At 72.7% G+C, this 26851-nt stretch carries 24 protein-coding genes and 1 pseudogene; 18 read left to right on the plus strand and 7 right to left on the minus strand.

Annotated features, from left to right (window positions below; genetic code table 11):
• Window positions 1–156: 156 nt before the first annotated feature.
• Complete coding sequence (locus OG417_RS36690) at window positions 157–1260, minus strand: hypothetical protein (protein WP_329238923.1); 1104 nt, start codon at window positions 1258–1260, stop codon at window positions 157–159.
• Between the two features lie 200 nt (window positions 1261–1460).
• Window positions 1461–1841 (minus strand): hydroxyphenylacetyl-CoA thioesterase PaaI, encoded by a 381-nt coding sequence (gene paaI / locus OG417_RS36695; protein WP_329262830.1) that lies wholly within the window; start codon window positions 1839–1841, stop codon window positions 1461–1463.
• Window positions 1842–1955: 114 nt separating this feature from the next.
• On the opposite strand from paaI, the gene OG417_RS54555 reads away from it, so the two are divergent.
• The 5 genes from OG417_RS54555 to OG417_RS36715 all read left to right on the plus strand — a co-directional run bounded on the left by OG417_RS54555 (window position 1956) and on the right by OG417_RS36715 (window position 7553).
• Window positions 1956–2039 (plus strand): putative leader peptide, encoded by an 84-nt coding sequence (locus OG417_RS54555; RefSeq protein WP_425550916.1) that lies wholly within the window; start codon window positions 1956–1958, stop codon window positions 2037–2039.
• Window positions 2040–2185: 146 nt separating this feature from the next.
• Complete coding sequence (locus OG417_RS36700) at window positions 2186–3889, plus strand: ABC transporter substrate-binding protein (RefSeq protein WP_329238926.1); 1704 nt, start codon at window positions 2186–2188, stop codon at window positions 3887–3889.
• A gap of 100 nt (window positions 3890–3989) precedes the next feature.
• A complete protein-coding gene (locus tag OG417_RS36705; protein ID WP_329238929.1) occupies window positions 3990–4943 on the plus strand; it encodes an ABC transporter permease in 954 nt (317 codons plus the stop codon).
• 7 nt (window positions 4944–4950) lie between these two features.
• Entirely contained in the window at window positions 4951–5940 is a 990-nt protein-coding gene (locus OG417_RS36710) for an ABC transporter permease (protein WP_329238932.1), read from the plus strand.
• Window positions 5937–7553 (plus strand): ABC transporter ATP-binding protein, encoded by a 1617-nt coding sequence (locus tag OG417_RS36715; RefSeq protein WP_329238935.1) that lies wholly within the window; start codon window positions 5937–5939, stop codon window positions 7551–7553. The genes OG417_RS36710 and OG417_RS36715 overlap by 4 nt, the downstream gene beginning before the upstream one ends.
• A 379-nt stretch (window positions 7554–7932) precedes the next feature.
• Here OG417_RS36715 and OG417_RS36720 read toward each other — a convergent pair whose 3' ends face one another.
• A complete protein-coding gene (locus OG417_RS36720; RefSeq protein ID WP_329238937.1) occupies window positions 7933–9111 on the minus strand; it encodes a homogentisate 1,2-dioxygenase in 1179 nt (392 codons plus the stop codon).
• A 61-nt stretch (window positions 9112–9172) separates the two neighbouring features.
• Between OG417_RS36720 and OG417_RS36725 the strand changes: the two genes are divergently transcribed.
• From OG417_RS36725 to OG417_RS36735, 3 genes are read left to right on the plus strand one after another with little or no spacing between them, the layout of a single operon-like run.
• Window positions 9173–9688: a MarR family winged helix-turn-helix transcriptional regulator gene (locus OG417_RS36725; RefSeq protein WP_442875596.1), complete on the plus strand. Its 516-nt coding sequence runs from the start codon at window positions 9173–9175 to the stop codon at window positions 9686–9688.
• Between the two features lie 10 nt (window positions 9689–9698).
• Entirely contained in the window at window positions 9699–10115 is a 417-nt protein-coding gene (locus OG417_RS36730; RefSeq protein ID WP_329238939.1) for a hypothetical protein, read from the plus strand.
• Between the two features lie 58 nt (window positions 10116–10173).
• The gene (locus OG417_RS36735; protein ID WP_329238942.1) at window positions 10174–11613 is read left to right on the plus strand and encodes a flavin-containing monooxygenase; all 1440 of its coding nucleotides are present in this window, start codon (window positions 10174–10176) and stop codon (window positions 11611–11613) included.
• 39 nt (window positions 11614–11652) lie between these two features.
• On the opposite strand, the gene OG417_RS36740 is transcribed toward OG417_RS36735, so the two are convergent.
• On the minus strand, window positions 11653–12894 hold the full coding sequence (locus tag OG417_RS36740; protein ID WP_329238946.1) for a D-alanyl-D-alanine carboxypeptidase family protein: 1242 nt from the start codon (window positions 12892–12894) through the stop codon (window positions 11653–11655).
• 125 nt (window positions 12895–13019) lie between these two features.
• Between OG417_RS36740 and OG417_RS36745 the strand changes: the two genes are divergently transcribed.
• The 8 genes from OG417_RS36745 (at window position 13020) to gap (ending at window position 23713) form a co-directional block, all read left to right on the plus strand.
• Window positions 13020–13754, plus strand: coding sequence for an SDR family NAD(P)-dependent oxidoreductase (locus OG417_RS36745; protein ID WP_329238948.1), 735 nt, complete (start codon window positions 13020–13022; stop codon window positions 13752–13754).
• Between the two features lie 132 nt (window positions 13755–13886).
• A complete protein-coding gene (locus OG417_RS36750; protein ID WP_329238951.1) occupies window positions 13887–14672 on the plus strand; it encodes a serine protease in 786 nt (261 codons plus the stop codon).
• Between the two features lie 63 nt (window positions 14673–14735).
• Window positions 14736–15299 carry a TetR/AcrR family transcriptional regulator gene (locus OG417_RS36755; RefSeq protein WP_329238954.1) on the plus strand — a complete coding sequence of 188 codons (564 nt, stop codon included), beginning with the start codon at window positions 14736–14738 and terminating at the stop codon, window positions 15297–15299.
• A 78-nt stretch (window positions 15300–15377) separates the two neighbouring features.
• On the plus strand, window positions 15378–16721 hold the full coding sequence (locus OG417_RS36760) for a carotenoid oxygenase family protein (RefSeq protein ID WP_329238957.1): 1344 nt from the start codon (window positions 15378–15380) through the stop codon (window positions 16719–16721).
• A gap of 98 nt (window positions 16722–16819) precedes the next feature.
• Complete coding sequence (locus OG417_RS36765) at window positions 16820–18238, plus strand: MFS transporter (RefSeq protein ID WP_329238960.1); 1419 nt, start codon at window positions 16820–16822, stop codon at window positions 18236–18238.
• A 55-nt stretch (window positions 18239–18293) separates the two neighbouring features.
• Window positions 18294–21530, plus strand: a complete 3237-nt coding sequence (locus OG417_RS36770) for a glucodextranase DOMON-like domain-containing protein (protein ID WP_329238963.1) — start codon at window positions 18294–18296, stop codon at window positions 21528–21530.
• A 36-nt stretch (window positions 21531–21566) separates the two neighbouring features.
• Window positions 21567–22514, plus strand: a complete 948-nt coding sequence (locus OG417_RS36775) for a GlxA family transcriptional regulator (RefSeq protein WP_329238966.1) — start codon at window positions 21567–21569, stop codon at window positions 22512–22514.
• Window positions 22515–22705: 191 nt separating this feature from the next.
• On the plus strand, window positions 22706–23713 hold the full coding sequence (gene gap, locus OG417_RS36780) for a type I glyceraldehyde-3-phosphate dehydrogenase (protein ID WP_329238969.1): 1008 nt from the start codon (window positions 22706–22708) through the stop codon (window positions 23711–23713).
• On the opposite strand, the gene OG417_RS36785 is transcribed toward gap, so the two are convergent.
• The gene (locus OG417_RS36785) at window positions 23670–24683 is read right to left on the minus strand and encodes an Lrp/AsnC family transcriptional regulator (RefSeq protein WP_329238972.1); all 1014 of its coding nucleotides are present in this window, start codon (window positions 24681–24683) and stop codon (window positions 23670–23672) included. The two genes, gap and OG417_RS36785, sit on opposite strands and share 44 nt — an antisense overlap.
• 107 nt (window positions 24684–24790) lie before the next feature.
• Here OG417_RS36785 and OG417_RS54560 point away from each other — a divergent pair.
• Both OG417_RS54560 and OG417_RS36790 read left to right on the plus strand, forming a co-directional pair.
• Window positions 24791–25339: pseudogene (locus OG417_RS54560) on the plus strand (MFS transporter); the annotation flags it as partial.
• A 127-nt stretch (window positions 25340–25466) separates the two neighbouring features.
• Complete coding sequence (locus OG417_RS36790) at window positions 25467–26171, plus strand: MFS transporter (protein WP_329238974.1); 705 nt, start codon at window positions 25467–25469, stop codon at window positions 26169–26171.
• Here the strand turns inward: OG417_RS36790 and OG417_RS36795 are convergent.
• Both OG417_RS36795 and OG417_RS36800 read right to left on the minus strand, forming a co-directional pair.
• Entirely contained in the window at window positions 26162–26479 is a 318-nt protein-coding gene (locus OG417_RS36795) for a GroES family chaperonin (RefSeq protein ID WP_329238977.1), read from the minus strand. The genes OG417_RS36790 and OG417_RS36795 overlap by 10 nt on opposite strands.
• A gap of 63 nt (window positions 26480–26542) precedes the next feature.
• On the minus strand, window positions 26543–26776 hold the full coding sequence (locus OG417_RS36800; protein WP_329238980.1) for a hypothetical protein: 234 nt from the start codon (window positions 26774–26776) through the stop codon (window positions 26543–26545).
• Window positions 26777–26851: the final 75 nt, after the last annotated feature.

The raw sequence follows: 26851 nt of genomic DNA on the forward strand, positions 1-26851 counted from the left end.
GTTCGCCGTAGCCGGGAACGTCTGGCCTGCTCGTCGAGGCCGTCCCCCCGTGTGCCCCCGCACGGAGGTCCCTGCCCGTCCGTTGTTAAACGGGAACCGATCCGATTCTTAACTGAGCTTGGGAAAGCGCGGCGCGCCATTCCCGGCGCGCGGGGATCAGGAGTTCAACTCGGCCAGGGCTTGCCGGAAAAAGGCGAGCGCGGTCTCCCGCTGGTCGTCGGCGGACAGCAGCGTGGCGTAGGTCAGCGACGCGCCGCCGAACGCGGTGTCGTTCCAGAAGCGGCCCGCGCGCCGGTGCCACGGGGCGACATAGAGGTACGGCTCGGGGTGGGCGTCGTCGCCCGGGGAGGCGCCGAAGGTGGCGCGCCGTCCGGCGGCGTCGTCACCGAGCTCCACGGCGGCGTCGAAGTGCTCGGGCCACAGCTGCACGCGGCCGGGCGCACAAGGGCGAGCCGAGGAGCGAGTGTGGGACGGACCGGCCGCAGAGGGAGTGGCGAGGGGAGCCCGGGGGTCCGCGCAAGGGCGAGCCGAGGAGCGAGTGGAGTGGCCGGTGAGGGACGGACCGGCCGCGGAAGGAGTGACGAGGGGAGCCCGGGGGTACGACTTGCGGCCCTCGAAGCGGAGCTGTTCGAGCACCGACCAGGCGAAGCCGAACCAGGCGCCCAGCGCCTCGGCGGCGGCCGGGTTGACCGGCAGATGCGTGTCCGGGGCGGCCGGCGTGGCCGGAAGGTAGACCTCCGGCGGCATGCCGAGCCGTACGCCGGCGAGCGAGGCGGCCTCCCCGAGCGTCGCGGGCGTGTGGACGGCACCGCCCACGACCAGCCGGCCGGCCTCGACACGGACCTGTTCGTCGTCGCCGAAGTACGGGGTGCCGAAGCCGCCACGGGTGAACCGCAGCCCGATCTCGCCGTTGGCGGCGTGCCGGGCGGGCGCGACGACGTGCTCGGCGAGCGCGTGCAGCGACCGCCGGGTCGCGACGAACGCACGCGGGAGCGGCGCGAGCCGGCGCCACGCCCCGAGCCAGCGGTCGGCGCAGAAGGAGGCCAGGTCCGGCCGCTCGGCCGCGAGGTCGTCCCAGCTGCGGCCCAGCCCGGACACGGGCGTCACCAGCCGGACGCCGTACGGCCCGGCGAGGGGGTCGTCGGCGTACCAGGGCGGCTCGGTGACGGCGGGCGGCGACGGCTCGAGCACCCGGACGTCGTACTCGCCGCCGAGCAGTTCCCACGCCTCACGCCGCGGGCTCGTCGTTCCCCTGGTCATGAATCCTCCTTCGTCGGAGGATGTGACCCCAGGGGCGCGCCTTCGATCCCCTCGCTCCGCCCGGTCATGGGCCCTCCTTCGTCGGAGGGCGTGACCCCAGGGGCGCGCCTTCGATCCCCTCATTCCGCCCGGTCATGGGCCCTCCTTCGTCGGAGGGCGTGACCCCAGGGGCGCGCCTTCGATCCCCTCGCTCCGCCCGGTCATGGGGTCTCCGGGCGCAGGGCGCGGCTGTTGCCGCGGAACTCGGCGATGACCTCGCCGCCGGCCCGGCGGACGGTCACGTCGTACACCCCGGAGCGGCCGAAACGGACGCGTTCGACGGCCTCGGCGACCAGCACGTCGCCCGCCCGCGCCGGGGCGACGAAGACCACGTCGGCGGCGGCCGCGACGGTGACGATCTCGTAGGTGTTGCAGGCGAAGGCGAAGGCCGTGTCGGCCAGCAGGAACACGTAACCGCCGTGCGCGATGCCGTGGCCGTTGACCATCGTGTCCGCGACGGTCATGGTCGCGCGGGCGCGGCCCGCCGCGACGTCGCTGATCTCGATGCCGAGGTGCCGTGACGAGCGGTCGGCGGCGTACATCTTCTCGGCGCAGCGCCGCGCCACCTCATCGGCCTCCGTCACGCCCCCAGTGGACCACGCTTCGTTGATCAGGGGAACACCTCTGAGCCCATGATCCCCGCATGAGATATCTTCATGATTGTGTATCGGAGCGAGCCCCTCGTCGCACGCCTGCACGTCGACCTCCGGCGGCAGGCCAGCGCGCTGTGTGCGGCCTGATCTGAAGTCTCTGAGCCTCCCGCCCCTGATCAACGGACGTCTCGCGTTCCGGTCTTGATCTCCCCCTTTTCCGGCCAACTCACGGCTGTCATCCTCTGTTGCAGTCGTGTCATGCCGCCGCCATCGCCCTGAATGGGAAACCTGTGATGCGAAGAACCGCAGCCCTGCTCACCACCGCCGCCCTGCTGGCCGCCGCCGCGGCCTGCTCGTCGGACAACGGCTCCTCCTCGTCGGGGGGTGGGGCGTTCGACGCCAAGAACTGCCAGGGTGGAACGCTCTACATCCTCAACCAGAGCGACCCCACCGCCCACCACCTCGACCCCGCCCGGATCTACACCTCCGGCGGCGGCGCGGTCCCCTCTCTGATCTTCCGCACGCTCACCACCCGGCACCGGGTGCCCGGGGAGGCGGGCGACCAGGTCGTGCCCGACCTGGCCACCGACACCGGCAAGCCGAGCGACGACGCCAAAACCTGGACCTATCACCTGAAGGACGGGCTGAAGTTCGACGACGGCACGCCCATCACCGCCAAGGACATCAAGTGGGGTGTCGAGCGTTCGTTCGCACCCGAGCTGCCCGGCGGCATCCCGTACCTGCGCGACTGGCTGGTCGGCGGCGAGGACTACAAGGGCCCGTACAAGGGCAAGGAGCTGGACTCGATCCAGACCCCGGACGACAAGACGATCGTCTTCAAGCTGCGCAAGCCCGAGGGCGACTTCCCGTACGTGGCGACGGCGACGCAGTTCGCCCCGGTGCCCAAGGCCAAGGACGACGGCACCGGGTACGAGAAGCACCCGGTGGCCAGCGGGCCGTACAAGGTGCAGTCGCACGAGCAGGACAAGAGCATGGTCCTGGTCCGCAACCCGTACTGGTCGCGCGCGGTCGACGACCAGCGGCTGGCCTGCCCCGACCGGATCGAGGGCACCTACGGGCTGAACGCGGCCGTGATCAACCAGCGGCTCAGCTCCAGCGCCGGCAAGGACGCGAACGCCATCACCACCGACACCGACCTGTCCCCCGCCGAGCTGGCCCGGATCACTAACGACCCGAACCTGAAGAAGCGCGCGGTCAAGGGTGAGTTCGGCGAGACCGACTACATCGCCTTCAACCCCAAGGTGAAGCCGTTCGACGACATCCGGGTGCGCGAGGCGGTCGCGTACGCGGTCAGCCGCCAGTCGGTGGTCAACGCGGCGGGCGGCAGCTCGCTCGCCAAGGCCGCGACGACCTTCCTGCCCGACCAGGCCGCGTTCGGCTACCAGCCCTACGACTACTTCCCGGCCGGGCCGGGCGGGAACGCGGCCAAGGCGAAGGAGCTCCTCGCCCAGGCCGGGCACCCGAACGGGCTGACCGTCACGCTCGCGCACCGCAACGCCGACTACAACCACGACGGCCCGGCCGTCGCCACCGCCGTGCAGGCCGCGCTCAAGCAGGCCGGCATCAACGTGAACCTCAAGGCCTACGACGACGCCTCGTACGGCGACACCATCCAGAAGCCCTCGACCGAGCCGGGCATGTTCGTCACCACGTGGGGCGCGGACTGGCCGACCGGCGGGCCGTTCCTCGGGCCGATCTTCGACGGGCGCCAGATCCTCAAGGACGGCGGCAACTTCAACGCCTCCCAGCTGAACGACCCGAAGATCAACGCCGAGTTCGACGCCATCAACAAGATCACCGACCCGGCCCAGGCCCGGCCGCGCTGGGGCGCCCTGGACGCCGAGATCGGCAAGCAGGCGCTCACCGTTCCGCTGATCCACCCGATCTACATCCGGCTGACCGGCAAGAACGTCAAGAACGCCTACCTCGACCAGTGGCGCGGCTCCTACGACCCGGCGATGGTCTCGGTTAAATGACCGCGAGTGGGCCCGACGCGGCGAGCGGCGTGGGCGGCGTCCTCCCCCGGAGGACGCCGCCCACGCCGCCCGCGGAGCGAGTGAGGAGGGCGAGCGGGCGATGACGGCTGAGCTGGTCACCGAGGTCGGCGCCGCTCCGGAGGCGCCGACCCGGGGCCGTCAGGTGCGCCGCCGGTTGTTCGCCGACCGGATGGCCATGACGGGCCTCGTGGTGGCGGTCGTGATGATCGTCGCCGCGATCACGGCGCCGCTGCTGATCCACCTCGAGGGTCAGGACGCCACCACCTACCACCCCGAGCTGCTGGACTCCGCGCGCGGCGGCGTGCCGCGCGGGGCGTTCGGCGGCGCGAGCGGCGCGCACTGGCTCGGTGTGGAACCCACGACCGGCCGTGACCTGTTCGCCCGCGCGCTGGGCGGCGCGCAGATCTCGTTCGTGGTCGCGATCGGCACGCTGGTCGTGCAGCTCCTCCTCGGCATCGGCATCGGGCTGGCCGCCGGGCTGGGCGGCAAGATCGCCGACTCGTTCCTCGGCCGGCTGATCGACCTGTCCATCTCCTTTCCGCAGCTCATCTTCGCGATCGCGCTCCTGGCGATCGTGCCGGGCGACTTCCCCCGGCCGCTGCTGCTGATGATGGTCATCGGCCTGTTCGGCTGGGGCGGCACGGCGCGGCTGGTCCGCGGGCAGGTGCTGTCGCTGAGGACCCGCGACTACGTGGCCGCCGCGCGCCTGTCCGGAGCCGGCCGGGCACGCATCGCGCTGCGGGAGATCCTGCCCGGTGTCTCCGCGCCGGTCCTGACCTACGCCGCGCTGCTGCTGCCCACCAACATGATCTCCGAAGCGGGCCTGTCCTTCCTCGGTGTGGGCGTGCGCCCGCCCGCGTCCTCCTGGGGTCAGATGCTGTCCACCGCCACGACCTGGTTCCAGGCCGACCCGACGTACGTCCTGGTGCCCGGCCTGCTGCTGCTCGTCAACGTGCTGGCGTTCACGCTGCTCGCCGACGGGTTGCGCACCGCCCTGGACCCCAGGGCCGGTCTGCGCGCGGGACGGCGGTGAGCCGGCGATGACGCGCTACCTGCTGCGGCGGTTCGTCAGCACCGTGGTGCTGCTGCTGGTGATGGTCGCCTTCGTGTACGTGATCTTCTACGCGCTGCCCTCGGACCCCGCGGTGCTCGTGTGCGGGAAGGGCTGCGGCGGTGGCCAGCTCGCCGCGATCGACCACAAGCTGGGGCTGGACCAGCCGGAGTACGTGCAGTTCTGGCACTTCCTGGAGGGGATCTTCGTCGGCCGCGACTACAGCTCCGGCCCGGACGTCTCCCACTGCGCGGCGCCCTGCCTCGGGTTCTCGTTCCAGAACGACCAGCCCGTGCTGTCGCTCATCGGGCAGCGGCTGCCGGTCTCGCTGTCGCTGACCGCCGGCGGGGCGGTGCTGTGGCTGCTGATAGGCGTCGGGGCGGGTGTGCTGTCCGCGCTGCGCGTCGGGCGCTTCACCGACCGCGCCGTGACGGCGGCCTCGATCCTCGCGTTCGGCGCCCCGATCTTCGTCAGCGGCATGCTGCTGCTGATCCTGTTCTGCGGTGTCCTGCACTGGATGGACTTCCCCGTGTACGTGCCGCTGAGCGACGACCCGGCCGCGTGGGCGAAGAACCTGCTGCTGCCGTGGTTCACGCTCGCCATCGCCCAGGCGGCCGTCTATGCGCGGCTGACCCGCACCGGGATGCTCGAGACGCTCTCGGAGGACCACATCCGCACGTTCCGCGCGTACGGGCTGCGGGAGCGCCGGATCGTCGGCCGGCACGCGATCCGCGGCGCGCTGACGCCGGTCATCACCATGAGCGCGCACGACTTCGGGTACGTCCTCGTCGGCGCGATGCTCACCGAGACGCTGTTCGGGCTGCCTGGTCTGGGACAGCTCATCGTGCAGTCATCCAACAACGTCGACCTGCCGGTCGTCGCCGGGCTCACCCTCGTGGCCGGCGCGGCGATCGTGGTCGCCAACACCGTCGCGGACCTGCTGTACGCGGTGGTCGACCGAAGGGTCGTGTTGTCGTGAGCGAGACATCGGTGCCCAGTGCCGTGCTGTCGGTCCAGGACCTGTGCGTGGAGTTTCCCACCGGCGACGGCGTGCTGCGGGCGGTCGACGGGGTCTCCTTCGACCTGGCCGCCGGCGGCGCGCTGGGCATCGTCGGGGAGTCCGGGTCGGGCAAGAGCACGACCGCGCTCGCGCTGCTCGGCCTGCACCGGGGCTCCGGCGCCCGGGTCTCGGGCGGGGTCCGGCTCGGCGAGGACGACGTCAACGCGCTGGACGACGAGTCCGTACGCCGGCTGCGCGGGCGGCGCATCGCGATGATCTTCCAGGATCCGCTGTCGGCGCTGGACCCGTACTTCCGGATCGGCGACCAGATCGCGGAGGTGTACCGCACGCACACCGGCGCCGGCCGCCGGCAGGCGTGGGCGCGCGCGGTGGAGGTGCTCGACCGGGTGGGCATCCCCGACGCGGCGCGGCGGGCCCGGTCCCGGCCGCACGAGTTCTCCGGCGGCATGCGGCAGCGGGCGCTGATCGCCATGGCGCTGGCGTGCGAGCCGGAGATCCTCGTCGCCGACGAACCGACCAGCGCGCTCGACGTGACCGTGCAGGCGCAGATCCTCGACCTGCTCGACGAGCTGCGCGCCGATACCGGCATGGCGCTGCTGCTCGTGACGCACGACCTCGGCGTCGTGTCCCGGTCGGTGGACCGGGTGCTGGTCATGCAGAACGGGCGGGCGGTCGAGGAGGGGCCGGTGGCCGAGGTGCTGACCTCACCGACCGCGCCGTACACCAGGGCGCTGCTGGAGGCGGTTCCCCGCCTCGACGCGCCGCGCCCGGAGCGACCGGCCGAAGAACCCGGCGAACCGCTGCTCACCGTGAGCGGGCTCAGCCGGGAGTTCCGGCGGCCGGGCGGGGGGCTGCGGCGTGACGTGCTGCGGGCGGTCGACGACGTGTCGCTGGAGATCCTCGGCGGTGAGACGCTCGGCGTGGTCGGCGAGAGCGGCAGCGGCAAGACCACGCTCGCCCGGATGATCGTACGGCTGCTGGAGCCGACCTCGGGCACGATCACCTTCGGCGGGCGCGACATCACGCGGCTGCCGGAGCGCACGCTCCGGCCGGTACGCCGTGACCTGCAGATGGTCTTCCAGGACCCGGTCTCCTCGCTCAACCCCCGGCGCACGGTCGGCGACAGCATCGCCGACCCGCTGCGCGTGCAGGGCACCGACGGCCGCGAGGCGCTCCGGACCGCGCGGGAGCTGATGGAACGCGTCGGCCTGGACCCGTCGCGGCACGACCGGTACCCGCACGAGTTCTCCGGCGGCCAGCGGCAGCGCATGGGCATCGCCCGCGCCCTGTCACTGCGGCCGAAGCTGCTGGTCTGCGACGAGCCGGTGTCGGCGCTGGACGTCTCGACGCAGGCGCAGATCCTCGATCTGCTGCGCGACCTGCAGGAGGAGTACGAGCTGACGATCGTGTTCGTCTCGCACGACCTGGCGGTCGTGCGGCAGGTGAGCGATCGGGTGGCGGTCATGCGGAACGGCGCGCTGGTCGAGCTGGCGGACGCGGAGGAGCTGTACACGTCGCCGCGGCACGAGTACACCCGTACGCTGCTCGCCGCCGTTCCGGTCTTGGCGTAGGGACCCGGGGCGCGGGGGACGCCGACGCCGGCCGTCCCGGCGTCCCGGGAGGGCCGGCGTCGCTGTTCGTGAGAGAGGTGCTCCGCGGCCCGCTCGCGCCGGCGAACCGCAGGGAGACCGATGTGTCCGCGCCCTAGAACGCGCAGATGGCGTGCACGCTCAAGCCGGGCGTGCACAGTTCGTGCATGCGTTATCTCCGTTCCGGGTAGAAGACGGCCGTGCGTTGAAGAATCGGATGACCCGGCGGAAACAGCGAACAGCCGAGCATCCGGATCCGGTGCGACTTCTACCCGGACCGGCTTTGGTCACACGCCGTGACCGCGCATTTTCATTTCTCCGGGGAATACCCTCCGGGATCTGCGGAAAATGCGCGGGACGTCTAGCGCGCCCACGTCCAGGCGTAGTCTCCCACCTCGACCGATGACGCCTGGTGGCCGATGTTCAGCGGCCGGAAGGTGTCCACCATGACGGCCATCTCGGTCGTTTCCGTGTGCCCGTTGCGGACCGCCTCGATCACGCCCTCGACCGCACCCGGCGCCGGGCCGTGCGTGAATCCGGACGGATGCAGGCTGATCGAACCGACATCGATGCCGGATCCCTTACGCGCCGAATAGTCGCCGCCGACATAGAACATCATCTCGTCGGAATCGACGTTGTGGTGGTTGTACGGAATGGGAATGGCTTCGGGGTGGAAGTCCAGTGGCCGCGGACAGAACGAGCAGATCACGAAATTGGGACCCTCGAACGTCTGGTGGACCGGCGGCGGCGCGTGCGTGCGCTTCACCACCGGCTCGAAGTCGTTGATGTTGAACGCGAACGGGTAGAGGAAGCCGTCCCAGCCCACGACGTCGAGCGGATGGTTCTTGTACGTCAGGCGTGACAGCCCGCCGCGGTGGCGGACGAGCACCGGCACGTCCTCGCCCTCCAGCACGAGCGGCTCGGCCGGCGCACGCAGGTCGCGCTCGCTGTACGGCGCGTGCTCGAGGAACTGGCCGTACTGCGACAGATAGCGCTTCGGCGGCCGGATGTGCCCGGAGGCCTCGAACACCATCAGCCGCAGCAGGTCCTCTCCCGTGCGGACGAAGCGGTGGATCGTGCCGGTCGGGATGACCACGTAGTCGCCCGGTCCGACCTCCAGCGCGCCGTAGGTCGACTCCAGCCGGGCCCTGCCGCTCTCGACGTACACGCACTCGTCACCGACGGAGTTGCGGTAGAGGTCGCCGTCGGCGTCCGCGGCCACGTAGGAGATGCGCACGTCGTCGTTGGCCATGAGCAGGCGGCGGCCGAGCACCGGGTCGCCGCCCGCGGTCAGGTCGTGCGGCTTGAAGTGGCGCGGCATCAGCGGGTGGTTCGGGCTCGCACCCGCGGCGTGCGCGGGCAGGTCCACGCCCTCGCTCTTGACGATCGCGGTGGGCAGGTGCACGTGGTACAGCAGCGAGGAGTCGGAGGAGAAGCCCTCCTCCCCCATGAGCTCCTCGGCGTACAGGCCGCCGTCGGGCCGGCGGAACTGGATGTGACGCTTGCGGGGAACCTCCCCGGTGACGCGGTAGTAGGGCATTTCGCCTCCCGCGGTTAATCAAAGCTTTGATTACTACTCATCCGACTCTAAGCTGTGGTCCGTGACCGCACAAGACCTCGACTTCTGGTCATTCGTCGACGCCGCGGTCGAGCGCACGCGGGAGCGGCTCCCGGCGATCGACCCGGAGGCCATGCGCCTCATCCTCACCCTCTACCGGGTGACCAACATGGTGGTGTACGACATGGAGTCGGTGGTGCACCGCCCCCGCGGCTGGAGCTACCCGGGGTTCCGGCTCCTGTTCACGCTCTGGGTCGCCGGCCCGATGGAGGCCAAGCGCGCCGCCGAGCTGTCCGGGATGAGCCGGCAGGCGGTCTCCGCGCTCGTCGGCACGCTCAGCCGGGACGGCCTGGTGAGCAAGGTGCCCGACGTGAAGGACCGCCGGGCCGTACGCCTCAGCCTCACCATTGAGGGCGAAGAGGCCATCAGCGCGGCGTTCAGCACGCACAACGACCGCGAGCAGCTGTGGGCCGGCACGCTGTCCGCCGAAGAGCGCGACACCCTCGTACGCCTGCTGGCCAAGCTCGGTGCCCGCGAAGGGGTACGCCGGCGCCGATAGGGTTTGCCTCGTGTTCCAACGAGTGATGCGCGGAGGCGTACGGCTGCCGGCCATGATCGTCGCGATCGGGATGCTGGCGGGGTGCAGCGACCCGGCGGACGCGGTGCGGCGCGAGCGCGCGGCCGCGCGGAAGGCCTCTCCGAGCCCCTCGGCGTCGGCCGGCGCCGGGCACCGTACGGCCACGTGGTGGCAGGCCCCGGGCGGCCTGAAGACCGTGAACGGTCTCCGCGTGCACACGGGCGCGCTGCGCGCCGGGCGGATGCGCGTCGCGATCACCGACGTCGCCGGCCGGACCCACCGGACGATCACCGCGACGACCGTCCCGCACGGCGCGACGATCGGGAACTTCACCCTCACGGAGATCAAGGTCGCCAAGTCCCCCAAGGCCGGGACGTACGGCGTGACCTTCCACTACCGGAAGCGCTGACCCGGCCGGGGTTTCCAGCCGAATCCCGCTCTGGTTTCATGCGGGTGGGAGGCTACTCATGTCCGAACCGCTCAGCGTCGTCATCGTCGGGGCCGGCTTCGGGGGCATCGGCATGGCCATCCGGCTCGAACGCGCGGGCGTGCGCGACGTCACGGTGCTGGAGAAGGCCGGCGACCTGGGCGGCACGTGGCGCGACAACGTCTACCCGGGCGCGTCCTGCGACATCCCCTCCCACCTGTACTCCTTCTCCTTCGAACGCCGGCGCGACTGGTCACGCCGCTACCCGCCGCAGGAGGAGATCCTCGACTACCTGCGCGCCTGCGCCGCCAAGTACGGGATCGAGCCGCGGTTCGGCACCGAGGTCGAGGAGGCGGCCTTCGACGAGGAGCGCGGCCTCTGGCGGATCCGTACGACCGCCGGGGAGGAGCTCACCGCGCGGGCCCTCGTCGCCGCGTGCGGGCAGCTCAACCGGCCCGCCTACCCCGACCAGCCGAACGCCTTCGCCGGCACGGCCTTCCACTCCTCCCGCTGGAACCACGACTACGACCTGACCGGCAAACGGGTCGCGGTGATCGGCACGGGCGCGAGCGCGATCCAGTTCGTGCCGCGCGTGGCGGAGCGGGCCGCCGAGGTGCACGTCTTCCAGCGGACGCCGCCGTACGTCATCGAGAAGGCCGACCGGCCGTACGCGCCGTGGGAGCGGCGCCTGCTGCGGTGGCTGCCGGCGCTGCGGACGCTCAGCCGGGCGAACCTGTACACGCGGCTCGAGGCGCGCGGCCTGGCGTTCGTCACCGCGCCGCGCCTGATGCGCCTCGTCGAGCGGGCCTTCCTCCGGCGGCTCGCCGAGCAGGTCCCCGACCCGGACCTGCGCGCCGCGCTGACACCGGCGTACGTCATGGGCTGCAAGCGCATCCTGCTGTCCGACGACTACTACGCGGCCCTGCGCCGCCCGAACGTCGAGCTGGTCACCACGCCGATCGAGCGCCTCTCCGAGCGCGGGGTCGTCACCGCGGACGGCCGGGAGTACCCGGCCGACGCGGTCATCTACGGCACCGGGTTCCGCACGCAGGCGTTCGTCGCGCCGATGACCGTACGGGGGCTGGGCGGGCGCACGCTCGAGGAGGCCTGGCGCGGAGGCGCCGAGGCGTACCTCGGCATCGCGGTGAACGGCTTTCCCAACCTGTTCCTGCTCTACGGGCCGAACACCAACCTCGGCCACAACTCGATCATCTACATGCTGGAGTCGCAGTTCAACTACATCGTCGGCTGCGTCCGCGCGCTGTCCCGCGCCACGTACATCGACGTGCGGGCCGACGTGCAGAACGCCTTCAACGAGGAGTTGCAGCAGCGGTTCCGCCGCACGGTGTGGACCAGCGGCTGCCGGAGCTGGTACATGACGGCCGAGGGGAAGATGGTCAACAACTGGCCCGGCCACACGTTCGCCTACCGCCGCGCCACCCGCCGCCCCGACCCCCGCGACTTCCGCGTGAAGGCCTGACCGGCCGGTACGGCCGCTCCGCCGGACCCGGAGCCCGGTTCAGCCCAGGCGGGTGAGGCGGTCGAGCAGGCCCGGGGCGTGCAGGGGGCGGGTCAGGCGCAGCGGGGTGCGGTCGGGGCCCGCCGTGACCGACGCGACCGTCCGGCCCGCCGGGGCGTGGCGCGGCACCTTGCCCACGACGCGGAGCCTCACCGTGAGGCCCGGCCAGCCCGTCGTCGTGACCGGTGCCGTCGCGGCCAGGGGGATCCGGTGGCCGAAGCCGTCGTCGACGCGGGCGAGCACGGCGCCGCTCCGTGCCAGCGTCACGCGGGTCAAGGCGTTCTCCGCCGCCACGAGCAGCGGTTGGGCGGCGGAGATGGCGACGGCCGAGCTCGTGGCCTGCGGCTGGGCCATCACCGCGCCGACGAGCAGCCGGCCGCCCGAGCGCGCCGCGAAGACGTAGTTGCCTCCGGCCTTGCTCGTGTAGCCGGTCTTGCCGCCGATGACGCCGTACGAGCCGAGCAGTGTGTCGCTTCCCGCGCGGGTCTCGCCGCCGGTGCGCGGCGTGAAGCTCGGCCTGCTCACCACCTCGGCGAAGGCCGGGACGCGCATCGCCGCGCGGAACAGGCGCACCTGGTCGGCGGCGGTGCTGACGGTGGTCGGGTCGAAGCCGCTCGGGTCGGTGTAGCGGGTGGCGGTCATGCCGAGCCGGCGCGCCGTGGCGTTCATCTTGGCCGCGAACGGCGCGTCGCCGCCGGCGTCCCAGCGGGCCAGCTCGTGCGCGATGTTGTTGGCCGAGACGACCATCAGCGCCTCGAGGGCCTCGCGCTCGGTGAAGGGCTGGTTCGCCACCACGTCGACGTGGCTCTCGTCGCGTGCGATGCGCCAGGGCAGGCGGGCGGCCTCCTCCGGGGAGATCCGGTAAGTCGGGCCCTCCTCGCCGGTGCGGAGCGGGTGGTCCTGGAGGAAGACGTAGGCGGTCATCACCTTGGCGACGCTGGCGGTCGGCGTCGGCGTCCCGGTGCCGGAGGCGCCCATCCGGCCGACGCCGTCGACCTCGATCACCGCCTGGCCGGCGGCGGGCCAGGGCAGGTGCAGCGCTCCGGGGACCGTGCGGCTCGCGGGCGTGACCAGGCGCAGCCTGGCCGACGGCAGCGGCCGTACCATCTGGAAGACGACGAGCGCGAGCAGCAGCAGGCCCATCGCCCCGCAGACGATCGCCAGTATGCGGCCGGTGTGCCGCCTCGGGCCGCCGGCCTGTTCGGCGGGTGGCAGCAGCATGCGTTCCGCGATCCCCGTCACCGCAACCCCCGTCGTTCTTCAGAGCGGCGCAGAAATGCTCCGTGACCAGATTAGATGCACGCCGTGCCGTTTCGGTTCGGACCGGGACGGTGAGTCGGGGAGAACCGCGCAGTAACGTACGCGGCATGCCCACCGCACTCATCACCGGCGCGACGGCCGGCATCGGCGCGGCGTTCGCCCGCCGCCTGTCCGCCGACGGCTTCGGCCTGATCCTGCTCGCCCGCGACGCCGAACGCCTGGCCGGCGCCGCCGAGGAGTACGGGAACTCCGAGGTGGTGGTCGCCGACCTGGCCACCGAGGAGGGGATCGCCAAGGGCGAGGAGGCGGCGCGCCGCGCCGACCTGGTGGTGAACAACGCCGGGTTCGGGCAGAAGGGCCGGTTTCTCGACGTCCCGCTGCACGACGAGCTGAGCATGCTCCGGGTGCACTGCGAGGCCGTGCTGCGGCTGACGTACGCGGCACTGCCCGCGATGCGCGAGCGGGGCCGCGGCGGCGTCATCAACGTCGCGTCGGTGGGGGCGTTCTTCCCCCGCGGCACGTACGGCGCCTCGAAGGCGTGGGTGGTGAGCTTCAGCCAGGCGGTCGCGCAGGACTTTCCGGACGTACCGGTCATGGCGCTGTGCCCGGGATTCGTGCACACCGAGTTCCACGAGCGGGCGCGGATCGACATGTCCCGGTTGCCCTCGGCGCTGTGGCTGGACGCCGACGACGTGGTCGCCGCCGGGCTGCGCGACTTCCGCCGCGGCCTCACCGTCAGCGTGCCGAGCCTGCAGTACAAGGCCCTCGTCGGCGCCGGCCGGCTCATCCCGCGCGGCCTCGCCGCGCGGTTCTCGAGCCGGACCGGGCGCACGTACCGCTGAAGCACCGCGTGGCGGCCCCGGCCCAGAGCGCGCCACGAGCCGGGCCCCGGCGCGGACGGCACGGTCCCGTCATCGGGTCGCGCACGGTGTCCGGTACCGCTAGGTTTGCCCCATCCGGACGGAGGTTCCCCCATGCCCCTGTTCACCCGTCGTCTCGCCGCCCTCGTCTCGGCGGCGCTGCTGGCCGCGGGTCTGCTCGCCGGCCCGTTCACCGCGCCCGCCGCGAACGCGGTCGTGGGCGGCGACGCCGCCGCCCCGCCGCCCTGGCTCGCGGCCGTGGGCACCCCGGCGTTCCTCATCCGGCCGTCCGGGCAGTTCTGCGGCGGCACGCTGGTGTCGGCGGACAAGGTGGTGACGGCCGCGCACTGCGTCGACTTCCTGCGCTCGGTGCCGAACCTGATGAGCGTCACGTTCGGCCGCGCCGACCTGACCAAGAAGGACGGCGAGAGCGTGCAGGTGAAGTCGGTCTGGGTGCAGCCGAACTTCAAGGAGACGGAGTTCAAGGGCGAGACGGTCGAACACCATGACGTGGCCGTGCTGACGCTGAACCGCCCGGTGCTGGACCGCCAGCCGCTGCCGGTGATCGACCGGGCGGGCCTGTACCCGCCGGGCGCGCCCGCCCAGGTGCTCGGCTGGGGCACGACCTCCGAACTCGACCTGCTCAACGCGCGCCTGCGCCAGGCCACGATCCCCCTGGTGTCCGACGCGCGCTGCGCGGCCGCGTACGGCTCGTCCTTCGACCACCGCGACATGGTCTGCGCGGGCTCGCCGAAGGCCGACACGTGCCAGTTCGACAGCGGCGGCCCGCTCGTGGTGAACGGCCGGCTCGCGGGCATCACGTCGTGGGCGTACGGCTGCGCCCGCGAGGGCTACCCCGGCGTCTACACCCGCCTGGCCCCCTTCACCCTCCCCCTCTGACCGGAGGAGAGCGGCACCGACCGGCGGTTGACGGCCGGAAAGTGTGAGTGGTTTATTACTCATATGACGACGACAGCACGCCGGCTCTCCACCGCGGACCAGCGGCGCGAGGTGGTGCTCCGCACCGCGATCAGCGCCTTCGCGGGTCGCGGCTACTACGGGACCACGACGACCGAGGTCGCGCAGCGGGCGGGGATCTCGCAGGCGTACGTCTACCGGCTCTTCCCCGACAAGGAGGCGCTGTTCACGGCGGTGGTGGAGCACTGCTTCGCCCGGATCCGGGACAGCCTGACCGACGGGGCGGCGGCCGCCGGGGGGAGTTCTCCCGAGGCGGTCCTGGACGCCATGGGCGACGCCTACGCGAAGCTGATCGCCGACCGGGAGCTGCTAATGGTGCAGCTGCACGCGCAGTGCGCGGCCGTCTCGGAGCCGGCGATCCGCGAGACCGTCCAGACGGCGTACGCCCGCCTGGTGGAGTACGTCCGCGGGGTGTCGGGCGCGGCGGACGGGGAGATTCAGAGGTTCTTCGCCACCGGGGCACTGTGCCAGCTCGTCGTCACCGTCGGCGTCGAACAGGTGGACGCACCCTGGGCGCGCACGCTGACGGAGGGCATCCGGCACTACTGAACCGGCCGGTGCGACGGCACCGGCCATTTCTTTGAGCCAGGAGTGAGTGGTCAACCACTCACACCGGGAGGAACGACAATGAGCACGCCGTACCTGACGGGTCACTACACCCCACACGTCGACGAGATCACCGTGCGGGACCTGGCCGTGGACGGACACCTTCCGCCGGAGCTGACGGGCCGGCTGGTCCGCAACGGCCACAACCCCAAACCCGGCGTCACCCCGGCGCACTGGTTCAAGGGCAGCGGGATGGTGCACGGCATCCGGCTGCGGGACGGCCGTGCCGAGTGGTACCGGAACCGGTGGGTGCGCACGCCCGCGCTGGACGGCGCCCCGTACATGGCCGACGGCGGTCCCGACCTCACCGCGAGCACGGCCGGCACCCACGTCATCGAGCACGCCGGCCGGCTGCTGGCGCTGTGCGAGGCCAACCTCCCCTTCGAGCTGACGGCCGAGCTGGACACCGTCGGGGCGTACGACTTCGGCGGGAAGCTGACCACCGCGATGACCGCCCACCCCAAGAGCGATCCGGTCACCGGCGAACTGCACTTCTTCGGGTCCTCTCCGTTCCCGCCCTTCCTCACCTACCACGTCGCGACCGCGGACGGTGAGATCCGCTTCAGCCAGGAGGTCCCGGGGGCGACGGCGTCGCTCAAGCACGACTTCGCGGTCACCGAGCGGTACGTCGTGTTCGTCGAGGGGTCGGTCACCTTCGACCCCGCCGAGACCTCCGGCATCCCGTACGGGTGGAGCGATGCCCAGGCCTCGCGCATCGGCGTCATGCCGCGCGGCCGCGGAGGAGCCGAGAAGATCCGCTGGTTCGCCATCGAACCCGGCAACATGCTGCACGCGGCGAACGCTTATGAGGACCGTGACGGACGCGTGGTCGTCGAAGGCCCGGTCGTCGACCGCGAGGGGTTCCGGCTCTCGTGGAACTGGTGGACGGGGCGGCCGGGCCGTGGCACCGAGCCGGTCTCACGGTCGCTCACCCGCCGCTGGACCGTCGACCTGGCGGCGGGCCGGGTCGGCGAGTCGGTCATCGACGACCTGACCGTGGAGTTCCCCACCATCAACGACGAGCGGCTGGGCCGGGAGCACCGCTACCAGTACGCCGTCTCCTTCCCCGACGAGCGTGGCGTCGGCGGCTACGGCGTGGTCAAGTACGACCGCGTCACCGGTGGCCGGCAGCTCCGGCCGGTCGGCGACGGCCGCCTGCCCGGCGAGGCCGTCTTCGTTCCCGCCGCCGGCGCGACCGCCGAAGACCACGGATACCTGCTGACCGTGGTCGGCGACCTGAAGGAAGACGCCTCCCGGCTGCTGGTCCTGGATGCCACCGATCTGGCGAAGGCCCCGGTCGCCACCGTTCACCTGCCGCGCCGGGTCGTCGCAGGCATCCACGGCTCGTGGATCGCCGACGCCTGAGCCACCGTCCCGGCGACACCGGAAGGAGACACCGACATGGACATCGACACCTCCGCGCCGCGGACGGCCGCCGAGCGGCTGGAAGCCGGTGGCGGGCGATGACGGCGCGAGTCCTCGCCGGGGAGGCGGCCGCCGCCCCGCCCGCCGGCGGCCCGGCCCGTCAGGGGTGGGCGCTGGCGGGTCTGGCCACCGCGCAGTTCATGGTGATCCTGGACTCCTCGATCGTGAACGTGGCGCTGCCCTCCATCCGGCGCGGCCTGGACCTCGGCCCCGCCGGGCTGTCCTGGGTCGTCGACGGCTACCTGGTCGCCTTCGCCGGTCTGCTCCTGCTGGGCGGCCGGCTGGCCGACGTCTTCCGCCGCCGCGCGGTCCTCCTCGGCGGCCTGGCGCTGTTCACCGCGGCGTCGGCGGTCTGCGCGCTGGCACCGGACGGGCCGGTGCTGGTCGGCGGCCGGGTCGTCCAGGGCGCCGGCGGGGCGGTGATGGCACCGGCCGCACTGTCGATCGTGATGACGCTGTTCCCCGACGGTCACGCGCGGTCCCGCGCGCTCGGAGTGTGGGGCGGAGTGTCCGGCGCGGGCGGCATCGCGGGCGTCCTGCTGGGCGGGGTGCTCAGCCAGACGCTCGGCTGGCCGTGGATCTTCGTGATCAACGTCCCGGTCGGCCTGGCGGTCGGCGCGGTCGTGCTCACGGCGGTGCGCCCCTCCCCCGCCGCGGGCGGTGGCTTCGACCTCGCCGGCGCGGTCACCGTCACGCTGGCGATGGCGGCGCTCGCGTACGGGCTGGTGTCCGGTTCCGGCGCCGGCTGGTGCGCCCCGGTCACGCTCACCGCCCTGACGGCCGGCGTCCTCGCGCTGGCCGCCTTCGTGGCCGTCGAGCGCCGGGCCTCGCGGCCTCTCGTCCCGCTGACCGTCTTCACGCGGCCCCGCCTGGTCATCGCCAACGCGATCATGTTGATGACCGGCGCGGTGACCGTGGGGCTGTTCTACTTCCTGCCCCAGTACCAGCAGACGCTGCTGGGGATGACACCGCTGGAGACCAGCCTCACGCAGCTGCCGATCGCGCTGACCATCACCGCCGGCGGTCTGCTGGCCCCCCGCGTCGCCGCGACCGCCGGGCCCCGGGCCGCCCTGGCCGCGGGGCCGGCCGTGCTGACCGTGGGGCTGGCGTGGCTCGCGCCGGCCGACCCGCACGCCGGTCTCCTCCGGCTGCTCGGCCCGTTCCTTCTCGTGGGCGCCGGCGTCGGCACCGCGTTCGTCCACATCACCTCCCTGGCCGTGGCCGGAGCGGCCACTGAGGAAACCGGCCTGGTCAGCGGCCTGGTCAACACGACACGGCAGATGGGCGGCGCGCTCGGCCTGGCCACCCTGGTCGCCGTCTCCACCCGCCCCGGCCGCCTGCCCGACCTCAGCGTCGCATTCCTCGGCGCGGGGGTGTTCGCGGCGACCGGCCTGCTGCTGTCCCTGCTCCCCGCCCTCCAGCAGGATCCGGACGTCACGGCCGGATCCGGACGTTGACAGAAGATCAGCGGCGGGCCTTTGCTGGGCGGCACAACAAATGCCGGAGGCTCCCATGCGTCGTCCGCATATCGGTGTGCTCGCCGTCGCCCTCACCGTGCCGCTCGCCGCGGTGCCCGCCGGCGCCGCGCACGCGGCGGACGGGCCGGGTGCCGAGTCCCACTTCGACCTCGCGCGCAAGGACTGCGTCGGGACCGCGCACGGCGGGTCGAAGATCTGGTTCACCGTGGCGGGCGGTGTGCTGTCCGACGTGTACGAGCCGACGGCCGACAACACGAACGTCGAGTCGATGCGGTTCGCGGTCACCGACGGGCGGACGTTCACCGAGTTGCAGGGCCGGGACACGACCTACAGCGTCGCGACCGATCCGACCGGGATGGCCTGCACGGTCACCACCGCGAGCAAGGCCGGGCGGTACCGCCTCGTCACGACGTACGTGACCGATCCGCGCCGCGACGCCGTGGTGGTGCGCACCCGCCTGGAGGCGAAGACCCCGCTGCGGCTGTACGTCCGGCTGGACACGAGCATCAACGGCAACGGCGGCGGTGGGGACGCGAACGCGGGCGGCGACACCGCGACGGTCCGGCACGGCGTGCCCGTCGTCGGCGACGAGAACACCCTCACCAGCGCCACGAACCGCGACTACGCCGTCCCGACCTACGTCGCCCTGCGCGCCGGGCGGGCGCTGCCGGAGGCGAGCGTCGGGTACGCCGGCACCGCGAGCGACGGCGCGGCCATGCTGGACGCACGTCACGCGCTCGGCCCGAACGACTCCGCGCCCGACGGCAACGTCGTCGCGACCGCACGCCTGCCGCTGAGCCACGGCGAGACGACCTTCGCGCTCGGCTTCGGCCGTACCGCGGACCAGGCCGCCGGTACGGCCGGGGCCTCCGTGTCACGGCCGTTCGCCGCGACGGAGAACGACTACCTCGGCGGCTGGCGGGCCTATGACCGCGGTCTGCGCCGGCCTCCCGCCGCGTACGCGAACGCGTACTACCTGTCGGCCAACGTCATCAAGGCGAGCGAGGACAAGACCTTCCCCGGCGCGGTCGTGGCGTCCCTGGCCAGTCCGTGGGGGCAGGCGATCGGCGCGGCGGGCCGCTCCGGCGGGCGGCCGTTCTACTTCGGCTCCTACCGCGAGGTGTTCTCCCGCGACCTGTACGAGGCCTTCACCGGGTTCCTCACCGACGGGGACCTGGCGACGGCGCGGGCGACCGCGCGGTTCCTGCTGGAGCGCCAGCAGCTGCCCGACGGGCGGCTGCCGCGCAACTCGCTGCTGAACGGGCAGGTCGCCCCGGACACCGGCGGCGACCAGCTGGACGAGACCGCCTACCCGATCCTCATGGCCTACCAGGCGGGGCTGGGCGGGGACACCGCCCTGTGGCGCGACCACGTGCGGAAGGCCGCGGACTTCCTGGTCGCGCACGGCCCGTCGTTCGGCGTGGAGCGCTGGGAGGAGCAGTCCGGGTACTCCCCCTCGACCATCGCGGCCGAGATCGCCGGGCTGGTCGCGGGCGGGGAGATCGCGGCCCGGCACGGCGACGACGCGCGGGCCCGGCTCTACCGCGCGACCGCCGACCACTTCGCCCGTTCGGTCAAGGGTTGGACGGTGACCACGACCGGGCCCTACGGCAAGCGGTACTTCCTGCGGCTGTCCAAGAACGGCGACCCGGACGCCGCGACGTCGTACGGGCTGGGCAACGGCGGACCTGCCGAGGATCAGCGGCGGGTGGTCGACGCGGGGTTCCTGGAGCTGCCCCGCCTGGGCGTGCTCGCCCCGGACGATCCGGACGTGACCGCCTCCCTGCCGGTCGTGGACAAGGTCATCGGGCACGCCACGCGGACCGGCCCGGCCTGGTACCGCTACGGCTCCGACACCGGAGGCTCCGAGGACGGGTACGGCGACTGTCACGTGGCCGACCCGACCGCCTGCGACCCGGAAGGCCGGCCGTGGCCGACCGGGAACACCGGATCCGGGCACGTGTGGCCGGTGCTGTCCGGCGAGCGGGCCGAACACGACCTCCAAATCCACGACACCCGGTCGGCCTCGGCGCTGCTCACCTCGATGAGCCGCTACTCCCCCACCGGCCTGGTGCCCGAACAGGCCTGGGAGAACCCGGACCTGCCCGCGAGCCCGTACGGCGCGGACCCGGCCACCGCGTCGATCGGCTTCGCGAACGGGCGGGCGGCCGGCTCGGCCTCGCCGCTCACCTGGGCGCAGGCGCAGGTCGTACGGCTGGCGCTCGACCTCGGCGCCGGGCGCGTGCTCGAACGGCCCGCCGTCGTCCGTGACCGGTACGCCCACGCCCCCGCGGCGCTGCCCCTGACCGTCACCGGCCCCGCGGACGGCACCTCGGTCTCCGGGACGACGGCCGAGGTCACCGGCACGACGGAGCCCGGAGCGCGGGTCGAGGTCGCCTCGGCCGGCACGGACGTCGGCGCCGGCACCCGGGTCGCCTCGGCGCGGGCCGGCGCGGACGGGACGTTCACGGTCGACGTGCCGGTGAGCTTCGGCACGACCGTGCTCACCGTGGCGGCGACCGGCAACGGGCGCACGGCGTACGCGCAGCGCACGGTCGTGGGCGAGCTGACCGGCGGCACCACCGCACTGGACGTGACGGACCCGGACGGCGACGACCACGGGCCGGGCACCTTCGCCTACCCGACCGCGGCCGACTTCCACGCCGGCGCGTACGACCTGGAGCGGTTCCAGGTGATCAGCGACGCGACGACGGTGTACCTGCAGGCGCGGCTGCGCGACCTGACGCCGACGTTCGGCAGCCCGATCGGCGCGCAGCTCCTCGACGTCTACGTGCGGCAGCCCGGTGTCTCGCCCGCCTCCGACCAGGCCGCGTCGCCCGCGCGAAACTACACGCTCGGCGACTCCTGGACCCAGCGCGTGGAGGTCCAGGGCTTCGCCGCGCCGGTCTGGGTGGACGCGGCGGGCGGCGCGAGGAGCGGCGCGGCCGTACGGTCGTCGCAGGCCGCACGGACCATCACGATCGCGCTGCCGAAGGCGACGTTCGGCACGCCGGGCCCCGGCTGGAGCTTCGCGGTCGTGCTGCACGGCCAGGACGGCTACAGCGCCGACCAGGCGCGCGGCTTCGCCGCGACGCCACAGCCGTACGCGTTCGGAGTCTGCGGGCCGGACGCCTCGGGCCCGATCTGCGCGGCCGACCCGGCGACCGTGCCGCGGGCGATGGACGTGATCACCCCGCCGGGCGTCTCCCAGTCCGACGAGCTGGACCCGGCCAAGGGTGCCGTGAACGTACGGTCGGTCCCGATCCCCTGAGCCTCGCCTCCCCGTGCCGGGCGAGATGATGGCGGGATGAGCCGGGAGAACCACCGCATCGCCGTACTCGTGCTGGAGGGGGCGAAGCCGCTCGACGTCGGCATCCCCGCGCAGGTGTTCTCCAGTCGGCCGGGCATGCCGTACGAGGTGCGGGTGTGCGGTGCCGCGCCCGGGCCGGTGACCGGCGGCGACGGCCTGTCGTACCACGTGGCCGACGGCCTGGAGACACTGGAGCGCGCCGACACGGTCTTCATCCCCGGCTATCGGGAGCCGGCGACCACCGATCCGCCGGCGGCGGTCGTCGGCGCGCTCCTGGCCGCCCATGAGCGCGGCACCCGGCTCGCGGCCATCTCGACCGGGGCGTTCGCGCTGGCGGCGACGGGCCTGCTCGACGGCAAGCGGGCGACGACCCACTGGCACTACACGAAGATCCTGGCCGAACGGCATCCGCTCGTGCGAGTGGACGAGAACGTGCTGTTCGTCGACGAGGGCGGCGTGCTCACCTCGGCGGGCGCGGCCTCCGGCATCGACCTGTGCCTGCACCTGGTGCGGCGCGACCACGGCGTCGCGCTCTCCAACCGCGTGGCGAGACGGCTGGTGGCGGCGCCCTACCGCAGCGGCGGCCAGGCGCAGTACGTCCCCCGGAGCGTGCCCGAACCGCTCGGCGACGTGTTCGCGAGCACACGCGAGTGGGCGCTGAAGCACCTCGACGAACCCCTGACCCTGGAGGCGCTCGCCCGCAACGCGCGGGTGTCGGCGCGCACCTTCTCCCGGCGGTTCGTGGAGGACACCGGCTACACGCCGATGCAGTGGGTGCTCCGGGCGCGGGTGGACCTGGCGCGCGAGCTGCTCGAACGCACCGATCTGGCCGTGGGGCAGATCGCCGACCGGGTCGGGCTCGGCACCGCCGCGAACCTGCGCCTGCACTTCCAGCGCATTCTCGGCACCTCGCCGACGGAGTACCGGCACACCTTTTCGGCCTGAGGTCCGTTGACGCGCCCGTTGACACGTCCGTTGACGCATCCGTTGATGCGTGCGTTGACGCGTCCGTTGGCGCGATCCTTGCGATCAGTGGCGAAAGTACTGGCGAGATCCTTGCGCACATTGTCTCCCAAGCCACTGTCCGCCCGCCGCCGCGATGTCGAGCATGGAGAGGCGTAACGAAAGGAGTCTCCATGACCCGCATCGCCGTCAACGGATTCGGCCGCATCGGACGCAACACGCTCCGGGCCCTGCTGGAGCGCGACAGCAAACTCGACGTGGTCGCCATCAACGACCTCACCGCCCCCGAGACGCTCGCGCACCTGCTCAAGTACGACAGCGCGCTCGGCCGCCTCGGCCGCTCCGTGGAGGTCGACGGATCCCAGCTCGTGGTCGACGGCCGCCGCATCACGGTGCTCGCCGAACGCGACCCCGCCGACCTGCCGTGGGCCGACCTGGGCATCGACATCGTGCTGGAGTCGACCGGCCGCTTCACCTCGGCGGACGCCGCCCGCGCGCACATCCGCGCCGGCGCCGGACGCGTGCTGGTGAGCGCCCCCTCCGCCGGCGCCGACGTCACGCTCGCCTACGGCGTGAACACCGACGCGTACGACCCCGCCGAGCACGTGATCGTCTCGAACGCCTCGTGCACCACGAACGCGCTGGCTCCCCTGGCGTCCGTGCTGGACGACCTGGCCGGCATCGAGCACGGCTTCATGACCACGGTGCACGCCTACACCCAGGAGCAGAACCTCCAGGACGGCCCCCACCGCGACCTGCGCCGCGCCCGCGCCGCCGGGGTGAACATCGTGCCCACCACCACCGGGGCCGCCAAGGCCATCGGCCTGGTGCTGCCGAACCTCGACGGCAAGCTGTCGGGCGACTCGATCCGCGTGCCGGTGCCGGTCGGCTCGATCGTGGAGCTGAACACCACGGTCTCCCGCGAGGTCACCCGCGACGAGGTGCTCGCGGCCTACCGCACCGCCGCCGACGGCCGGCTCGAGGGCGTCCTCGACTACGCCGACGAGCCGCTGGTCTCCAGCGACATCACCGGCCACCCGGCGTCGGCGATCTTCGACGCCGCCCTCACCCGCGTCGACGGCAGGCACGTCAAGGTGGCGGCCTGGTACGACAACGAGTGGGGCTTCTCCAACCGCCTCATCGACACGCTGGAGCTGCTCGCGTCGGGCCTGGATTCCTGACGTCGAGCGGGAGCAGGGCTCCGGCCCGCTTCACCGTACGGATGATCGGGGCCGTCTCGACCGCGCGGATGTCGTCCAGTGAGGCGACGCTCTCGGTCAGGTAGCGGGCCAGGTCCATCGAGTCCCGGCAGTTCACCGCCGCGAGCAGGTTCGTCGGGCCGGTGGTCAGGGCCACGAGGGAGACCTCCGGGTGCTCGGCCATCGCCGCCGCCACGGCGGTGAGCCGGGACGGGCGCACCGACATCCACAGGCGGGCCTCCGCGCGGAAGCCCAGCGCCGACGGGGGGATGTCGACGAGGAAGGTGAGCGCCCCGGACCGGCGCAGGGCGGCCATACGGCGCCGTACGGTCGCCTCCGACCAGCCCGTCGCCTCGGCGAGTTCCGCGTAGCTCGCGCGGCCGTCGCGGGACAGCAGGTCGAACAGCGGGCGGTCGGCCGGCCCGAGGGTCACCTCGCCGTCCTCGGCCGGCGGCGGGGCCAGCAGCGCCGTCTGGTCGGGGCTGAGCCGGGCGGGCCCGGCCCAGGTGCTGGGCAGCGCGTGGTGGCCGAGGAGCAGGTGGGCCGAGACGGACGTGACGCGGCTGGTCCTGGGGAGCCGGTGCAGGAGCAGGGCCTCGCTCTCGTCGGGGCCGGGCGTCTGCGCGCTACAGGAGATCTCGGTGCCGCCGGAGAGCAGGTGGACGTAGGAGGTGTCGGGGCGGGCGGCGATCGCCCGGGCGATGGCGTTCGCGGCGTCCGGCGTGCACTGCAGCCGGATGGTCCAGTTGCTGTAGCCGAGCCGGCCTCCGTTGAGGGTGCCGACGACGCGGAGGACCCCGGCGGCGCGCAGCCGGCGGTAGCGGCGGGCGACGGTGTTCTCCGAGACGCCGAGGACCTCCCCGACGGCGCGGAACGGAGCACGGCCGTCGATCTGCAGCGCGTGCACGAGGCTCTGGTCGACCGCGTCCAGCGAGACGGTATCGGTCTTCATTCACGAGAGTATGCCGGTATCCGTCGCGAATCGGGACCACGCTGGCGGCATCGGCCTGCCGATCGCGAACGTAAGGGACGTCCCGCCTCTCCCGGCAAAGGAGTCTCATGCGTTCGTGGTGGCCTCTGCTGGCCGTCTGTCTCGGCACCTTCATGTTCCTGCTCGACACCACCGTGCTGTCCGTCGCGCTGCCCGCGATCGGCACGGGCCTGTCGGCGTCGCTGTCCACGCTCTCGTGGGTGGCCGACGTCTACACCCTGGTGCTCGCCGTCCTGATGCTCACGATGGGGTCGCTGGCGGACCGGCTCGGCGCGCGCCGCGTGTACCTCGCCGGGCTGGCGGTCTTCGGTGCCGCCTCGCTGGCCTGCGGCCTGGCGTGGAGCCCGGCGGTCCTGGTCGGCGCCCGCGGGGTGCAGGGCGTCGGCGGGGCGGCGATGGCGGTGACCGCCTTCGCGCTGATCGGATCCGTCTACCGGGGGCCGGACCTGGGCCGGGCGATGGGGGTCTTCGGCGCGGTGACCGGCCTTTCGGCCGCGATCGGGCCGATGCTCGGCGGCGTCCTCACCGAGTACCTGAGCTGGCGGGCGATCTTCTTCCTCAACGTGCCTCTCGCCGTCGCCACGATCGCGCTGTCATCTCGGGTGCTGGAGAAGGGACGGCGGCACGCCGAGGCGCGTTTCGACCTGGCCGGAGTGATCACCTTCGCCCTGGCCGCCGGCGCGCTCACGTACGGCCTGACGGCCGGCCGGCCGGCAGGGCCGGGCCGCGGCCCTCGTCGTCGCGGTGCTCGCGCTGGCCGTCTTCGCGTACGCCGAGCTGCGCAGCCGCACGCCGCTGCTGGACGTCCGGCTGTTCGCCCGCGCGTCGTTCTCCGCCGTGATGGCCTGCGTGCTCGCCTCGACGGCGGCCTTCGCCGCGCTCGTCTACACGTCGATCCGGCTGCAGTCGGGGCTCGGGCTGGGGCCGGTGCGCGCCGGGCTCGCGCTGATGCCGCTCGCGCTGGCGTCCTTGGTGACCTCGCTGGCCGGCGGGCGGCGGTTGCGCGGCCGGTCACCCCGGGCGCTCCTCGCCTGGGGCCTGCTGCTGAGCGGGATCGGCTGCGCACTCCAGGCGGTGCCGGGCGCGAACGCGTCCGCCGGCACGCTCGCGGCAGGCCTGGCCGTCACCGGTGTCGGCGTCGGCCTGGGCGGGCCGGCGATGGGGGCGGCGGTGTTCGCGGCGCTGCCGCCGGAGCGGAGCGGCATGGCCGCGGGCGCGATGACGACGTTCCGGCAGCTGGGCCAGACCCTCGGCGTGGCCGTCTTCGGGGGGCTGTTCCAGCGGCACGGCGCCGGGACGTCCGGCGGCCTGAACCGGGTGATGATCGCCGCGGCGGTGATCGGGGTCGTCGGGTCCGTACTCGCGCGCGCCTTCGTGCCGAGGCCCGCGGTGGAGCGGGCCGCGGCACCGCCGGCGCGGGACCTGACCGGCCCCGGCGCTCAGAGGTAGAGGCCGGTGCCGTACTCCGGGCGCTCGCTGGCCACCGCGTGCAGGTCGCGCTCGCGCATCACCAGGTAGATCGCGCCCTGCACCTCGACCTCGAACTGGTCCTCGTCCTTGAACAGGACCTTGTCGCCGACCTTGACCGAACGAACGTGATGGCCGACGCCGCACACCTCGCCCCAGACGAGGCGGTTGGCCATCTCGGCCGTCGCGGGGATGACGATGCCGCCGGTGCTGCGGCGCTCGCCCTCCTTGTCGGGGCGCACCATCACCCGATCGCCCAGCATCTGGATCTCGAACTTCGCCTCGGACACGGTGCGGAGTCTACTTTGTGCCGAAGGGTTCGGAGCAGTCGAGGCGGCTCACGGCCGGCCGCGTCACTGTTCGGCGAGGGCGAGGCGCTCGAGGAACTCGATCGCGGGCCGGCGCACCTCGACGGGCTGGATGCCCCCGAGGACGTCGATCGCCTCTTCGTAGGTGCGGGTCGTGGCGCAGGTGATGGCGACCGATCCGGCGACGGCCTTCTCGAGTGATCCGGCCGGTGCCTGGTCGGCCATCTCCCGTGCGGTCGTGGCCAGGTCGAGGTTGTCGGGCGTTCTCGGAGTGCTCAACGTTCCTCCTCCGGTGACGATGGCCCGGTGGCCCCGACGGCCGGGCCGCCGCGAATGTCGAGGGAAGCACATCCT

This window comes from Actinoallomurus sp. NBC_01490 (assembly GCF_036227085.1).
GTDB classification, from domain to species: Bacteria; Actinomycetota; Actinomycetes; order Streptosporangiales; family Streptosporangiaceae; genus Actinoallomurus; species Actinoallomurus oryzae.

Bases quoted from the DNA above. Each gene is read 5' to 3' on its own strand.
- OG417_RS36690 (WP_329238923.1), bottom strand. From the start codon at position 1,260: ATGACCAGGGGAACGACGAGCCCGCGGCGTGAGGCGTGGGAACTGCTC.
- paaI (WP_329262830.1), bottom strand. From the start codon at position 1,841: ATGTACGCCGCCGACCGCTCGTCACGGCACCTCGGCATCGAGATCAGC.
- OG417_RS54555 (WP_425550916.1), top strand. From the start codon at position 1,956: ATGATTGTGTATCGGAGCGAGCCCCTCGTCGCACGCCTGCACGTCGAC.
- OG417_RS36700 (WP_329238926.1), top strand. From the start codon at position 2,186: ATGCGAAGAACCGCAGCCCTGCTCACCACCGCCGCCCTGCTGGCCGCC.
- OG417_RS36705 (WP_329238929.1), top strand. From the start codon at position 3,990: ATGACGGCTGAGCTGGTCACCGAGGTCGGCGCCGCTCCGGAGGCGCCG.
- OG417_RS36710 (WP_329238932.1), top strand. From the start codon at position 4,951: ATGACGCGCTACCTGCTGCGGCGGTTCGTCAGCACCGTGGTGCTGCTG.
- OG417_RS36720 (WP_329238937.1), bottom strand. From the start codon at position 9,111: ATGCCCTACTACCGCGTCACCGGGGAGGTTCCCCGCAAGCGTCACATC.
- OG417_RS36735 (WP_329238942.1), top strand. From the start codon at position 10,174: ATGTCCGAACCGCTCAGCGTCGTCATCGTCGGGGCCGGCTTCGGGGGC.
- OG417_RS36745 (WP_329238948.1), top strand. From the start codon at position 13,020: ATGCCCACCGCACTCATCACCGGCGCGACGGCCGGCATCGGCGCGGCG.
- OG417_RS36750 (WP_329238951.1), top strand. From the start codon at position 13,887: ATGCCCCTGTTCACCCGTCGTCTCGCCGCCCTCGTCTCGGCGGCGCTG.
- OG417_RS36755 (WP_329238954.1), top strand. From the start codon at position 14,736: ATGACGACGACAGCACGCCGGCTCTCCACCGCGGACCAGCGGCGCGAG.
- OG417_RS36760 (WP_329238957.1), top strand. From the start codon at position 15,378: ATGAGCACGCCGTACCTGACGGGTCACTACACCCCACACGTCGACGAG.
- OG417_RS36765 (WP_329238960.1), top strand. From the start codon at position 16,820: ATGACGGCGCGAGTCCTCGCCGGGGAGGCGGCCGCCGCCCCGCCCGCC.
- OG417_RS36770 (WP_329238963.1), top strand. From the start codon at position 18,294: ATGCGTCGTCCGCATATCGGTGTGCTCGCCGTCGCCCTCACCGTGCCG.
- OG417_RS36775 (WP_329238966.1), top strand. From the start codon at position 21,567: ATGAGCCGGGAGAACCACCGCATCGCCGTACTCGTGCTGGAGGGGGCG.
- gap (WP_329238969.1), top strand. From the start codon at position 22,706: ATGACCCGCATCGCCGTCAACGGATTCGGCCGCATCGGACGCAACACG.
- OG417_RS36785 (WP_329238972.1), bottom strand. From the start codon at position 24,683: ATGAAGACCGATACCGTCTCGCTGGACGCGGTCGACCAGAGCCTCGTG.